General features: G+C 44.4%; 13 protein-coding genes. 4 read left to right on the forward strand and 9 right to left on the reverse strand.

What is annotated here, in order from left to right:
- Positions 1-123: 123 nt before the first annotated feature.
- From E5342_RS12620 to E5342_RS12635, 4 genes are all read right to left on the reverse strand, one after another.
- Positions 124-1812: a M23 family metallopeptidase gene (locus E5342_RS12620; RefSeq protein WP_135959497.1), complete on the reverse strand. Its 1689-nt coding sequence runs from the start codon at positions 1810-1812 to the stop codon at positions 124-126.
- 66 nt (positions 1813-1878) lie between these two features.
- Entirely contained in the window at positions 1879-2913 is a 1035-nt protein-coding gene (locus tag E5342_RS12625) for an endonuclease/exonuclease/phosphatase family protein (protein WP_121735914.1), read from the reverse strand.
- 39 nt (positions 2914-2952) lie between these two features.
- Positions 2953-4446, reverse strand: a complete 1494-nt coding sequence (locus E5342_RS12630) for a hypothetical protein (protein ID WP_121735913.1) — start codon at positions 4444-4446, stop codon at positions 2953-2955.
- 150 nt (positions 4447-4596) lie between these two features.
- Entirely contained in the window at positions 4597-6054 is a 1458-nt protein-coding gene (locus tag E5342_RS12635; protein ID WP_121735912.1) for an aminoacyl-histidine dipeptidase, read from the reverse strand.
- Positions 6055-6201: 147 nt separating this feature from the next.
- Between E5342_RS12635 and E5342_RS12640 the strand changes: the two genes are divergently transcribed.
- Together E5342_RS12640 and E5342_RS12645 are read left to right on the forward strand one after the other, a co-directional pair.
- On the forward strand, positions 6202-6420 hold the full coding sequence (locus tag E5342_RS12640; protein WP_005854411.1) for a hypothetical protein: 219 nt from the start codon (positions 6202-6204) through the stop codon (positions 6418-6420).
- Between the two features lie 25 nt (positions 6421-6445).
- Positions 6446-7051: an OmpH family outer membrane protein gene (locus E5342_RS12645; RefSeq protein WP_121735911.1), complete on the forward strand. Its 606-nt coding sequence runs from the start codon at positions 6446-6448 to the stop codon at positions 7049-7051.
- Positions 7052-7232: 181 nt separating this feature from the next.
- Here E5342_RS12645 and E5342_RS12650 read toward each other — a convergent pair whose 3' ends face one another.
- Together E5342_RS12650 and E5342_RS12655 are read right to left on the reverse strand one after the other, a co-directional pair.
- Complete coding sequence (locus E5342_RS12650; protein WP_008780048.1) at positions 7233-7556, reverse strand: hypothetical protein; 324 nt, start codon at positions 7554-7556, stop codon at positions 7233-7235.
- On the reverse strand, positions 7557-7862 hold the full coding sequence (locus tag E5342_RS12655; protein WP_121735910.1) for an FtsB family cell division protein: 306 nt from the start codon (positions 7860-7862) through the stop codon (positions 7557-7559).
- A 69-nt stretch (positions 7863-7931) separates the two neighbouring features.
- Between E5342_RS12655 and E5342_RS12660 the strand changes: the two genes are divergently transcribed.
- Entirely contained in the window at positions 7932-9692 is a 1761-nt protein-coding gene (locus E5342_RS12660) for a DNA polymerase III subunit gamma/tau (RefSeq protein ID WP_121735909.1), read from the forward strand.
- A gap of 91 nt (positions 9693-9783) precedes the next feature.
- A complete protein-coding gene (locus tag E5342_RS12665; RefSeq protein ID WP_121735908.1) occupies positions 9784-10746 on the forward strand; it encodes a hypothetical protein in 963 nt (320 codons plus the stop codon).
- Between the two features lie 62 nt (positions 10747-10808).
- Here the strand turns inward: E5342_RS12665 and E5342_RS12670 are convergent, their stop codons facing one another.
- From E5342_RS12670 to E5342_RS19380, 3 genes are all read right to left on the reverse strand, one after another.
- On the reverse strand, positions 10809-11795 hold the full coding sequence (locus E5342_RS12670; RefSeq protein ID WP_121735907.1) for an Ig-like domain-containing protein: 987 nt from the start codon (positions 11793-11795) through the stop codon (positions 10809-10811).
- Positions 11796-11802: 7 nt separating this feature from the next.
- Positions 11803-12609: a Vir protein gene (locus E5342_RS12675; RefSeq protein WP_121735937.1), complete on the reverse strand. Its 807-nt coding sequence runs from the start codon at positions 12607-12609 to the stop codon at positions 11803-11805.
- A 28-nt stretch (positions 12610-12637) separates the two neighbouring features.
- A partial coding sequence (locus E5342_RS19380) for a Vir protein (RefSeq protein ID WP_168354484.1) occupies positions 12638-13381 on the reverse strand: 744 nt, incomplete at its 5' end.

Consider the following 13381-nt stretch of genomic DNA (forward strand, 5'->3'; position numbering starts at 1 on the left):
TATTGTGTTTATTGTTGAGCAATCTACTCAATACGATAAATATACGAGAAACAAATATACGAATTTCTTAAAGTAAAGCAATCAAAGGACTTATATTTTGCCTAAAAAATGCGATAAATCGTTCTACCACGTAAACGAATGTGTATAAATCGATTCATTTCCGCAAGCATCCGTTACGATTAATTTAAGTTCGTGATTACCTTTTTGCAGTTTTTCTTTATCGAAGCGATAGGTAATAACCGATTTATTATTCATCTCGAATAAGACAAACTGTCCGTCTATTTCTCCCCGGTAGGTTTGTACTCCGCTTAGGTTATCGGACAAACGGAATACGAAGTTCTGTTTGCTGATCCACGTCTGTTGGTTGATCGGCGTGATAGCCGGAGTCTTTGTGTCTTGTTGTATCTTATAACTGCCCAATTCCTTGATATTTGCGTCGATCCAGCCATTACGGTAGGTACCGCCCATCCAAGAGGTACGTCCGTTTTGTAAGCGAACCACACCATATTGTTGCTTATTCTCAAGCGTATCGCTTTGCAAGAATAGCGATAACTGGGCCGTTCCATGCAAAGGGATTGGTTTATCGTGTAATAGGTGGGTGGCTGATAATGCGGTACTGTCTTCTCTCACTGAATAGCGGAAGTAGAGGTCATTATATAGATTACCTTTAGGTAGGACGAGACGGATACCTTTAGCGCCGAACCTATTCTCGCTACCCCAATGGAATAATTCTGTATAAGCTGTATCGATCTGGGGGATCTCTTGTTCCTTTCCCTCGATGCAGAAGGATAACCGGGTTGTGTTGCCGAAAGCGTCAGCGAGTGTATACGCCAAATGATAGGTACGAGGTTCATCTATACGCAAGATTCCCCGGTTTACGCTTTCAAGGAAGCGTAGACGGTTTCCCGGCTCGATGAAACTACGCATATAGAAAGAGCGATGATCTTTCCATTCTTCGTAGTCTGTGAAGGTGTTCAGGTAACGGGTCTCATCAAATGCGAACTTATCGAGATTACTATGGAAGATCACTTGGCTGTCTGCCGTGAGCGTGATTTCTCGTACACCATAAATATTAGTCGTATTATCCATATAATCATAGGCTTTTACGGCGAGCCCTATTTCTCCCCATGCCTCGATTTTTCCGGTGATTGTTTGTTTCCTGTTTTTCGCCGTGACGGGTTTTATCTCAAGCTTCCTGCTTTTGCCGTTTACTACGCCTTTTCCTTCGATGGGGACGATCTGTATTCCTTGGATTTTAGGAGGACGTGTGTCGGTGATCCGATCCAAGAAATAATCCAAGGGGTCCATGACTTCCTCTGTCTCTGTGTCTCGTACCTCAAAATGGAGATGAGGCCCGCCAGAGCTTCCGGTATTGCCGCTTAACGCTACGACTTCATTTTTCTCTACAGGAAGCAAATCTGGTGTAAGGAAAAGATTTACATTGAAACTTTCTTGCGCATATTGTTGCTCCTTTACATAATCCGCTATTTTCTTCGAGAATTTTTGTAGATGGCCGTATACGGTAGTCGTTCCATCCGGATGCGTGATGTAAAGCCCGTTACCGTAGCCCCATGGACTTACGGATATACGTGATACATATCCTTCTTGTACCGTATGTACGGGTTTACCTTCTACCCCTTGGGTCTTGAAATCTATTCCGGAATGGAAATGATTGCTTCTTAACTCACCGAAGTTTCCACTCAACAAGATTGGGAAATCGAAGGGATTCCTAAGTTGCTGGGCGTTTGTATTAATTATGTGGGAACCGATGATCGCAAATAGACCGGCTAGATATATGGATCTAATATTCATAGGAATTACGTATTTTGACAGACAAAGATAGTGTTTTTTGTGTCTATGGAAAACACGTACGTGTTTTTATGGGCGTATTTGGAAATCGATGACTAGTGGCAAGTGGTCGCTAAAACCGCCCTCGTATTTAAAGCCATAATAGGTTCGGAAAGGGCGTACGCCCCGCCATGTTTTATCCTTGGTCAATAAAAAATCAGGGGCGAATATGTGAATGCTTTCCGGGATGATACACAAGGAAGACTCTTGCGTGATGAGATTCCGATTTACGATTATTTGGTCGAGTTGGCTCCATTCGCCTTGGTATTTATGACTACCCGGAAATTGAGTTATATGGGGGCTTGCGAACAAATTATAATAGGTACAAGATGTGGAATCTGTGATCTGTGTATTTCCTGGAAAGGCTTGGGCAGCGAATATCTCGGAAATGCTTCTATCTTGAGGAGTATCGTTGAAGTCTCCCATAATGAGTATCTGTGGCTTTTCTCGTATTAGGAACAGGGAATCGCTAGATTTCCGTAAAGTGCGGGCAGCGTCAAAACGGTCCTTCTCGCTTTCCTTTTCTCCTCCGTAGCGGGAGGGGAAATGGCAAACGAAAACATCTAGGGTATCGCCTGTTACGATTTTTCCATATACGTGTAGGATATCCCGGGTTAATTTGTGTTTATTCCCGGAAAAACGAATTGGAATGGATTCATGTTGCAAATAACAGAATTGATCTCGTTGATAAAGAAGAGCGACATTACTACCTCTGGGATCAGGGCTTTGAGTGATAATATATCGGTAATCCCGCCAGCGAAGCGGGGTGCGACGGGTAAGATGAGATAGGACGGAGTCATTCTCGACTTCGCAAAGAGCTATTAAGGCCGGTGTATTCCATTCCCCGGCGGCGCTTATCACTTTCGCTATTTGTTGTAGTTTGTGATAGTAGCGGTTTGGTGTCCAGTGCCGGTTGCCGGAAGGTAGAAACTCATCGTCGTTCTTAGTTGGATTATCCCTTGTATCGAAAAAGTTCTCCACATTATAGATCATGACCTTGAAGGTTGCTTGGGCACATAATGGAGGGGAGGCAAAGAAGAAAAGAAAAAACATAAAAATCTTCATGATTAAAGCTTTGATTAATTGTTACTATGTAATGTATTCTTATTCGTGTGAATCTTCGGTCTCTTCCTGAACGAATTCGTAGGCTCCTATGGTCGGGCCGTCCGAGCTGGTTAGTCGGTTGACACCGTAGCGATCGATCGGATAATTTTTTGTTATCTCGGGATCTGCTTTTCCGACTCCAGTAGTCGATACGGAATCAGGTCGGAAATCATAGGTGTATTTATTTTGCTTGCCTCCTACTTTTCGGTAAGAAGGAGTCTTTGTGATAAACAATACTTCCTTGAAGTGATCGCTTGAGGTTTCTTTGGCTTTAAGTACACAATGATTGAACCGATAATCGAAATCCGTACTGCTATCTGCTTTTGTGGATAATTCAGCGTCATAACTTCCATCGATAATACAATTGTCAAAATAAGCTTGCGTGATAGGATACGGGCCATTTCCGTCTATCGTTACGTTATTGAGCAAGTACAGGCATTTACTATCCAAAGGAACGGTCTCGTTGGCCATTTCTCTTTTGGTTAAACTCATGTAATTAGCCATCGTGCAGTGGGCGAAGTAATATTTACCACCGACTAAAGTGAGTACACTTCCTCCGGCATTGCTGAATTCCGTATTTGTAGCGATAACATCACAATTGATGGCGAAGAATAGATCGCTCCCCATATTCGTGATCTGTGAGTTGTTTATCTTGATCTTTGGCCGGTCCGGGGTGGAAGGCTCGCAATATACACCGGAGGTACCATTACGTACGATTACATTATCCCAGACATTCCCGTAGCTATCCGCCTTAAAGGTAATGCCTCCCCATTGTCCGGGAGTCCGGTCATACGGTAATATATCATTTAGTATATAATCCAAACGGTCGCCTCGGAAAGTGATAGGCTCATCCAGGGTACCTAAAGCGTTCATGGAGCCGTGAACGATCAAGCTCGCTTTATCATGCATATAGAAAGTAGCCCCCTTCTCGATATTCAATGAAACCCCTTTAGCGATAACCAAACTATCGTAGATCAAATAAGGACGATTCGCCGTGAGGATAGAATCTTTTGTAATCGTAACACCGCCTTTGTAAAGATTAACATCTTGCCCGTAGGCTTCCAATAATACGGATTGACGGATGCCATTCACGGTAAAAAGTACGGAATCCTGTATCAACAGAGGTTGATTGCCCCCATTCGGATCGACCGTTACTTCCACGAATACATACATGCTGTCGTTGGCGAGTATTCCTACATTATTAAATGAACTACCTTTGCGTCCATCCACATTCATCCGGAAACCGGTAGCCTCTCCACTAGCTAGCATGATGGACTCAATACTCAGAGGTTCATTGTTTTTATTGTAGATCATAAATTGACGGGTGGTAGAACCGATCGTACTGAAAATCGTGTCAAAGGCGAGCGTGTCTGTTGAGAAGCTTAGCCGGTAAGTCGGATTGGTGGAATAATGATCGTCCAAACCGTCACATGCCGGAAGCATATTCAACAGCAGTGTCGCGAGTATAAATAGCGTTATCGTTAATCTTTTCATTTTCGTAAATGTTAACTGTAAATATCTTGTATTCTTGTTTTAGGAGATAAACAAAATTATCATAAAAAAGTTGCAAGACATTAACATAAAAAAAGAGGATAGACACGGCTATCGTGTCTTTCCTCTTCTTATAACGCAAAAAACGTTGGTTTATTTTGCGGGGATACTCTTTAATAATTCAAGAAGGTGGTTCCACCATAAACCGACTGTAGCGATCTCGATACGCTCGTTGGGTGAATGCACGTCACGCAAAGTCGGTCCAAAAGAGATCATATCCAGTTTCGGATATTTCTCCAAGAACAAACCGCACTCTAATCCGGCGTGGATGGCCATGATCTTGGCGTCTTTGTTGAATAGGCGTTTGTAAGTCTCTTGTGCGATCTTCAAGATCTTAGAGTCGGGGTTCGGGGCCCATCCCGGATAGCCATCGCCATGTTTTACATCTGCTCCAGCCAATAGGAACGTGGAGGCTACCGTATTGGCGATAGCGATCTTGCATGATTCGATAGAGCTACGCTGGCTGGTACCGACCAAGATCGTATTGCCTTCTTTCATCTTTACGGAAGCAAGGTTGGTAGAAGTCTCTACCAAACCTTCTATATCGTGGCTCATGCCGATTACGCCGTGCGGACAAGCGTGCAAGGCGTAGATTAATTTCTCGGCGGTGGTATTGTCGATATGATACTCCGGACGATCCGTGGACTCCATCGCTAACTGAACGTTCGGATCTACATGTTTCAACTCATTTTCAACGTCGGCGGCGAAATGGTTCAGCAAGATACGTACATCCTCTTTGTTTTCCGGATGCAAGCCGACCACGGCGTGTGCCTCGCGAGCGATTGCGTTACGTAAGTTTCCTCCATCGATAGAGCAAAGAACGAAATCATATTTCTTTTTCAATAAGAATAAGAAACGAACCAAGATCTTGTTGGCATTGCCTAATCCTTTGTGGATCTCGCCACCGGAGTGACCGCCATTCAACCCTTTCACGTCGATACGGAAATACTGCATCTTATCGGACGTAGGAACTGGCTCGTAATGGAAAGTCGCTTGCGTGTCTTTACCTCCGGCGCAACCCATAAAGATCTCTCCCTCGTCCTCGCTATCGAGATTTAATAAGATATCTCCGGTCATGAAACCTTCTTTCAAGGCTTTCGCTCCGGTTAAACCTGTTTCTTCGTCTACCGTGAACAAACATTCGATCGGACCGTGTTGGATATCATCGGAAGCAAGCAAAGCCAATTCGGCCGCTACGCCGATACCGTTATCGGCTCCCAAAGTAGTGCCGTTGGCACGTAGCCATTCGCCATCGACGATCGTCTCGATCGGATCATTGTCGAAATCGTGCTTCGTACCGTTATTTTTCTCGCAAACCATATCCATGTGAGATTGCAATACGACTACCGGACGATCCTCCATTCCCGGAGTGGCAGGCTTTGACATTAAAAGGTTGCCGGCTTCATCTTTCTTGATAGCTATTTTGTACTCTTTCGCGAATGATTCTAGGAATTCAATCATTTTGCCTTCCTTTTTTGAGGGGCGAGGCACTTGGGTTACTTGATGGAAGAACTTCCATACGATAGTAGGCTTTAAATCAGTAATCTTCATAATGTTACAATGTATTATAGATGTTACTCTAAAGTTAATAAAACCGCAACTGAAAGAGCTTAGTTCGAAAAAAAGTAGAATAAAATGCCAAAAAGACACTTAGTAATCACTTAAACTCTTATATTTGCGTCCACAAATATAGAGAAAATGCTTACAACGTTATTATTTACGGTCATAATTCTTGTTATCAGTGTCGTGTTGCTATCGATAAAAGTGCTGTTGAAAAAGGGAGGAAGGTTCCCGAATACGCATATCGAAGGAAACAGGGCGTTAGGTAAGAAAGGTATATTTTGCGCAAAGACCATGGATCGTATGGCGGTTAAGCAAAAGGGGCTCTATGACATCATGAACGAAATAAAAGAATAAAAAAATAAGATTTAAATTGCACTTTATGAAGAACATTAACTACGTTATTAACGGTGTGCTAGCGGTGGCTGTCGTAATCTTGTATATTATGCAATTTTCCGGCAAGAAAGAATCAAGCGTAACAAGAACATTCGCGTCAGCGGGAGACACAACGGCCTTACTTCCGATCGCTTATGTAAATGTGGATTCCCTGTTACTTAATTACAATTATTCCAAGGATCTGAACGAGATCATCTTGAAGAAACAAGAGAATTCCCGTGCTAACATCACCCAGAAAGCCCGTAGTTTACAAGGCGAGATGCAAGATTTCCAGCGTAAGGTAGAAAATAACGCTTTCCTTACCCGTGAGAGGGCGGAGCAAGAGCAACAACGTTTATTGAATAAGCAACAAGAGTTGCAGAACTTAGATAACCAATTGGCTCAAGAGTTGATGCAAGAGCAGCAGAAGTTGAACGAGCAATTACGCGATACGGTTGTTTCTCAATTGAAGGCTTTCAATCAGGGTAGAGGCTATCAAGTGGTATTCAGCAATACGGTAGGAGATAATATCCTTTTGGCTGGCGATTCCTATGATATCACGGGCGAATTGCTGGAATACTTGAATAAGAATTATTCCTCTCCGGCCAAGTAAGCTATTAATAGAATTTATAAAAGAAAGGGTGTATCAAAGGAACGTTTGATACACCCTTTTTAACGGTACTTACCGGGGATTTTATAGAAGATATACTGTATCTGCAAAGTAATATATACTGCGTTGGCTTGGTCAGTATATATTCATCGGTCGGGTCAGTAGCACTGCGTTTTGCGGCCAATTACTCTTTAGGAGTAACGAAAGCGGTATATACTTGTAAGATAGCGGCTACGCTCAAGCAAAGGATCCACTCGGTACGGTTGTTGAACATAAAGCCGGAAGATACGATCATTAGAAGTCCGGCGAATACGTTGAAACGGTGGAGCCGACGGCGACGAAAGTCCAAGTCCTTAACCGGAAGGGTCAGATAGCAAACCGCTATACCCGCCGCACCGACAGCGAATAAATAAGGGGCGATAGCCCAATGAGTAAGAAACAATACGGCACCGGCTAATACGAGTAATCCCGCTACGCCGAAAATAATCGATCTGATTTGTTGATTCATTTATTTGTCCTTGATAATAAAAACATCCTCGTTCGACCTTTTCATAAAATACTCTTCACGGGCGAAACGTTCCAGTCCCTCCTTGTCCGTATGAAGGTCGTTTAATTTCTTGCTGTTGGTCTCGATCTCTTTTTGGTAATGTTTGATCTCTTTCTCCAAACTGCGTATTTTCTCGTCATACGTATAGCGTTTATACAGGCTGCTATCGCCCACCGTAAAGGTGACGATAAGGAACACGATGGTAACCAACCAATAAGCGTTGATCCACGATAGATACTTTATGTAAAACTCTTTTATGCGTGACATCGGAACATCGTTTTCGCGAAGATAATGAATTATTTTGTTTATCTTTGTCTTATCAATAAAAAGCAGAGAATGGATAATTATATTGTATCGGCAAGAAAATATCGCCCATCCACTTTCCGGAGTGTAGTAGGGCAGAAGTCTCTTACCACTACGCTGAAAAATGCGATACAAAGTAACAAATTAGCGCATGCTTACCTGTTTTGCGGTCCTCGTGGAGTAGGAAAGACCTCGTGTGCCCGTATCTTTGCGAAGACGATCAATTGCTTGAATCCGACGGCGGATGGCGAGGCTTGTAATGCGTGCGAGTCGTGCCGGGCTTTCAATGAACAGCGTTCTTACAATATTCATGAACTGGATGCCGCCTCGAATAATTCGGTGGACGATATCCGTACCTTGATCGACCAAGTGCGTATTCCGCCTCCAATCGGTAAATCCAAAGTCTTCATTATTGACGAGGTTCATATGTTGACAACCGCCGCTTTCAACGCATTCTTGAAGACATTGGAGGAACCTCCGCATCATGCTCTCTTTATCTTGGCTACAACCGAGAAGCACAAGGTGCTTCCCACGATCCTTTCCCGTTGTCAGATCTATGATTTCTCCCGTATATCCATCGCCGACATGGTGGAGCATCTGCAATATGTCTCTTTGCAAGAGGGGGTAACAGCGGAACCGGAAGCCTTGAACGTGATCGCCCAGAAAGCGGATGGAGGTATGCGCGACGCTTTGTCTATCTTTGACCAAGTGGTAAGTTTTACGAATGGAAATATCACGTATCAAGCGGTTATCGATAACTTGAACGTGTTGGATTATGAGTATTATTTTCGTCTGACGGATGCGATCTTATCCGGTAATGTGCGGGCATCTTTATTGATCTTGAACGAGATATTAGGTAAAGGGTTTGACGGGCAGAATATTATAACCGGTTTGGCCGGGCATTTCCGGGATTTATTGGTATGCCGGGATGAGTCCACCTTGGTGTTATTTGAGGTGGGAGCTTCTATACGGGAACGATATAAGGAGATGGCGAAACGTTGTCCGGATCAACTTCTGTTCAAAGCGATAGAGCTAGCGAATACGTGCGATTTGAATTATCGTGCCAGCCGCAATAAGCGGCTTTTATTGGAATTGACGTTGATTCAGCTCTGTCAATTAACACAGGTGGCCGCCGAGGATAAAAAAAAAGCGCTGATTGAGCCGATATCCGGGACGACCCCATCTTCTCAATCGGTGAATAGCGGGCAGTCCCAACAGCCGCCTCAAGCTCCTCCAGTTACGGCAGCGACCGGTGCTCCACAAGTTATGAGTACGCATATGCCGAGTTCGGTTCCTACGCCACCTCCGTCTACAGTGCCTAATCCGGCCCGGAGAACGGCTCGTCCGATGGGAATCTCCATGAAGGAGATCGGAGTTGAGAAGCCTAAGCAACAAACCGTTCAACAAGCGACAACGACCGTAAAGGAGGTAGTAACTCCCTTCGACAATGATTCCTTGGTTCGTGAATGGGATCATTATGCCGCTACGATTGACAAGAAAGTGTATCTTAAGAATACGATGATCAATTGCAAGCCTACCTTGCAAGAGAACTATTATTTCGAGGTAGCCGTACATAACCCGGGGCAGCAAGAGGAATTGATCAATAACGCCATCCATATCTTGCCATTTCTCCGTCAACATCTTACTAATAGCCGTATCCAGATGCGTGTCCGGATCGTAGAGGGGAATGAGAAACATTTGGCTTATACATCCATGGAGAAGTTAGAGTTGTTGATGAAGATAAATCCTACCTTGGGACGTTTGAGGGATGAGTTTAATTTGACTTTGGATTAAAATCGGAAGGTGGGCGCATTTCTGTTGGGGAATATGTATTGTATAAGAAAGGAAATGACTATCTTTGATATGAATCAAAAACCGAATCGATATGACATTAATAGCGAATCCCATTTATGACTCCGTTTTCAAGTATATGATGGAAGACGAGCGAGTGGCCAATATCTTGTTATCCGCACTGCTCAAGAAGAAGATCGTGGAATTGCAAGTACGCCAGCATGAGTACGCCAATACGCAACGGACGAACATTTCCTTGTTCCGTATGGATTTTTCCGCAAAGATACAGGATGATAACGGCGAGGAGCATCTTGTGCTTATCGAGTTACAAAAGACGTGGTTGCCTACTGAGACGCTTCGTTTCCGGCAGTATTTAGGAACTCATTATTTAAATAAGGAAAACATACGTAAGAGTCCGGACTCGCAGTTTGGTCTGCCGATTATCTCTATTTATATCTTGGGGCATACGTTGGGTGAGTTGAGAGAGCCGGTTATTTATGTTCGTCGCCGTTATCTGGACTACGAGGATAACGTGATTGAGGGGAAGGATAAATTTATTGAAAGCTTGACGCATGACAGTATTATCGTACAGATTCCTTTCTTGCAAAAAAGGACTCGGAATCGCTTGGAGCGTTTACTAAATATCTTTGATCAAAATTGTCGCTTGGAAGAAGATGATCATTTATTGGAAATAGACGAGAGTCTGTTTCATGAGGAAGATGCTCCTGTCTTGACTCGTTTACTTAAGGCGGGTGTCGCTCCGGATATTCGTCGTTCCATGGATGTGGAGGATGAGATTCTTTCCGAGATCGAAGCCCGTGATACGGTGATCATGCAGAAAGAGCAGTTGATTCAACGGAAGAATCAGACCATCCAGCAGAAGGATCAAGCAATTCAGCAGAAGGAACAGACCATTCAGCAAAAAGAACAACAATTAGAACAGAAGGATCAACTCATTCGAAACATGATTCGGATCATGGAACAAGATGGTTTGGATGAACAACAAATCGCATGCAAGCTAGCCATCCCCGTTGAGCAAGTCAAGCAGTTGAAATAGAATTATAGCGGAGGGCGTGACAAAATGTTTCAGATTGTCACGCCCTTTTTGGGTTCTTGAACTTATTCTTTAACTATGCTCACAGCTTGGCTGGGAAGCCGTACCCAATAGATTCCAGTGGGATAACCGCTCATCAGAATGACGGTTTCTCCTGCTTGAGCTTGGAATATACGGACGATCCTGCCGTTTGCGTCGATAAGGTAGACGGTTTGCGGAGCCGGGAGATTGAGGTAGAACCGATCTTTCACGACTCTGGGATAGATGATTCGATGCTCGTCCGCGGATTCTATCGAGGTGGGAAGCTCACCGACCGTCACTTCGCAAGAGGCCGTCTTACCCCCATCGTTTGTCGTTGCCGTGATGGTGGTGTTTCCCGCTGATAAAGCCAATACAAGGCCTGTCTGATCTACATCAGCTATGGCCGGATCGGAGGTAGACCAACGGACGGAGGTGTTATCGGCATCTGCCGGGCTTACCGTGGCTATCAGTCGTAAGGATTCCCTGCGTTCCAGCGTGGCGGAGGTAAGGTTGAGCGTTACGTCCGTTACGGGGATCGGAGCGGGATCGGGCTGTGGATCTGAGCGGGTTACGGTCAACGTACATGCGTCCGCATAGTTGCCCGAGGCGGTGATGGCGGTCAGTATCGCCTCGCCGGCTTGGAGGGCTTTCACCGTGCCCGTTTCATCGATGCTCGCAATATGCTCATTGGAGGAATGCCATGTGATGGTTCGGTTGGCGTTCTTATCCGCATCGAATGTCACGGACAGTTGTTCGCTTTGCCCGATCTCTAGCGATAGCGTTTTCTTGCTCAAGCGGATGCTCCGTATCGCTTCCGCTTCGGAAAGGGAGGAGGCGATCTCCGTGTTTCCATACAATAGACCGCCGCCGGAAGCCGTTCCGTCGAGGGGTTGCCCGGCGATGGCTTGCCATGTGCTCTCCCCGTTCTCTCCCGCTACGCAGGAGAATGCGCCGGGTTCCCATTGCTGCGCTTGTTGCGCGAAGAGCAGGGTGGGGGTGAAGATGAGGGATATAAATAGATACTTTCTCATGAGATGTTTAATTGGGTTGTATTGAAGACTCATTGTATTGAATGGTAAATGGGTATGATGCTATAATATTATTTTCTTTATCTTTGATAACTAACGTTAATGGATGCTTCTCTGGATAAGGATAATAAGCAAAATCAAAAGTATAGCATCTGCCACTTGGTGTAGAGGGAGAGCTATATTCTGTATTTATGGTTGCCCCTTCTATCTCGGCTGTCAATTGTAGATCTATACCATTCAGATAAACAATTGTAAAACTCACATCGGATTCTATGTAGTAACTTTCAGGATGTCCTCCTATATATCCTTCAATGGTTCCTCCATTAAGTATCGTAAATAGTTTAATGTTGTCATTCGCATCTCCAGCACATGTTAAAACAAAATCCTTGTTAGGATTACTTGTGTTCACTACCGTTCCCGCCTTCTCCGCATACAGCGCATACGGCACAGACACCATCTGCGTATTCGATACCTCCGTATATCCCGTCTCTTTCCCTTGCTTCATGCCGAGGCGTAGGAAATAGGGGGCTTTGCTCCAATCGATCTCAGCGAATGTGCCTGCCGATGCGTTGCCTCCACCAATCAACAAATTGATTGTTCCCGTCTTGGTGGTGGTAAGTTCGTGGGTCTCGGTGTAGACCGCGGTGCCTTGGTTACTGCCTTGCAGGATCTCCACTTGCACGGAGATAGGTTTCTCGGACAATACTTTGCCCGTCAAGTCTCTCGCTACGGCTTGGTAGCTGATGAGTTGGGGTGTTTGCGCTTGGCCTAAGGCGCATACGCAAACGAGGATGAATGTGAGTAAAAGTTGTTTCATGTTATGTGTCATTTAGATAGTTGAATGTTTATTTCATGTCTACGTAATCGATCATTACAGGAAAGGAGATAAGTGTTTCGTCGTTCTCATTCACGATCGTTAATGTTGTCTCTATTTTATTTTTTCCTTCGGATATACCAATCCTAAAGCTACAAAAACGACCTAATACTGTTGATTGATAATGATTATCATTATAATCATATTTGGGAAAGCCATCGATTTTTGCATCTAGATTCAAGTTTGTTCCAGTAAGATATACAATATTAAATTGGAACTCTCTCTCTCCATAGGTATCATGAAATCCATCCTCTCCAAATGCAGCATAGAATCGTCCATTATATAATTCCCAATCTGTCGGTATGATAACGAAATCCCGCCCATATTTAATCGTATTATTCGAAGGATTATCTTCGGAAGAATTCCCATGGTCTACACTCCCTGCCTTCTCCGCATACAGTGCATACGGCACGGATACCATCTGCGTATTCGACACCTCCGTATATTTCGTCTCTTTCTTTTGCTTCATGCCGAGGCGTAGGAAATAGGGGGCTTTGCTCCAATCGATCTCGGCGAATGTGCCTGCCGATGCGTTGCCTCCACCAATCAACAAATTGATTGTTCCCGTCTTGGTGGTGGTAAGTTCGTGGGTCTCGGTGTAGACTGCGCTGCCTTGGTTACTGCCTTGCAGTATCTCCACTTGCACGGAGATAGGTTTTTCGGACAATACTTTGCCCGTCAAGTCTCTCGCTACGGCTTGGTAGCTGATGAGTTG

Origin of the sequence: Parabacteroides distasonis, assembly GCF_004793765.1 — a bacterium.
Lineage (GTDB): Bacteria > Bacteroidota > Bacteroidia > Bacteroidales > Tannerellaceae > Parabacteroides > Parabacteroides distasonis_A.

What these genes read in the sequence shown, in the direction of transcription:
- E5342_RS12620 (WP_135959497.1), bottom strand. Translation starts at nt 1,812, where the DNA reads ATGAATATTAGATCCATATATCTAGCCGGTCTATTTGCGATCATCGGT.
- E5342_RS12675 (WP_121735937.1), bottom strand. Translation starts at nt 12,609, where the DNA reads ATGAAACAACTTTTACTCACATTCATCCTCGTTTGCGTATGCGCCTTA.
- E5342_RS12635 (WP_121735912.1), bottom strand. Translation starts at nt 6,054, where the DNA reads ATGAAGATTACTGATTTAAAGCCTACTATCGTATGGAAGTTCTTCCAT.
- E5342_RS12665 (WP_121735908.1), top strand. Translation starts at nt 9,784, where the DNA reads ATGACATTAATAGCGAATCCCATTTATGACTCCGTTTTCAAGTATATG.
- E5342_RS12640 (WP_005854411.1), top strand. Translation starts at nt 6,202, where the DNA reads ATGCTTACAACGTTATTATTTACGGTCATAATTCTTGTTATCAGTGTC.
- E5342_RS12670 (WP_121735907.1), bottom strand. Translation starts at nt 11,795, where the DNA reads ATGAGAAAGTATCTATTTATATCCCTCATCTTCACCCCCACCCTGCTC.
- E5342_RS12660 (WP_121735909.1), top strand. Translation starts at nt 7,932, where the DNA reads ATGGATAATTATATTGTATCGGCAAGAAAATATCGCCCATCCACTTTC.
- E5342_RS12655 (WP_121735910.1), bottom strand. Translation starts at nt 7,862, where the DNA reads ATGTCACGCATAAAAGAGTTTTACATAAAGTATCTATCGTGGATCAAC.
- E5342_RS12650 (WP_008780048.1), bottom strand. Translation starts at nt 7,556, where the DNA reads ATGAATCAACAAATCAGATCGATTATTTTCGGCGTAGCGGGATTACTC.
- E5342_RS12645 (WP_121735911.1), top strand. Translation starts at nt 6,446, where the DNA reads ATGAAGAACATTAACTACGTTATTAACGGTGTGCTAGCGGTGGCTGTC.
- E5342_RS12625 (WP_121735914.1), bottom strand. Translation starts at nt 2,913, where the DNA reads ATGAAGATTTTTATGTTTTTTCTTTTCTTCTTTGCCTCCCCTCCATTA.
- E5342_RS12630 (WP_121735913.1), bottom strand. Translation starts at nt 4,446, where the DNA reads ATGAAAAGATTAACGATAACGCTATTTATACTCGCGACACTGCTGTTG.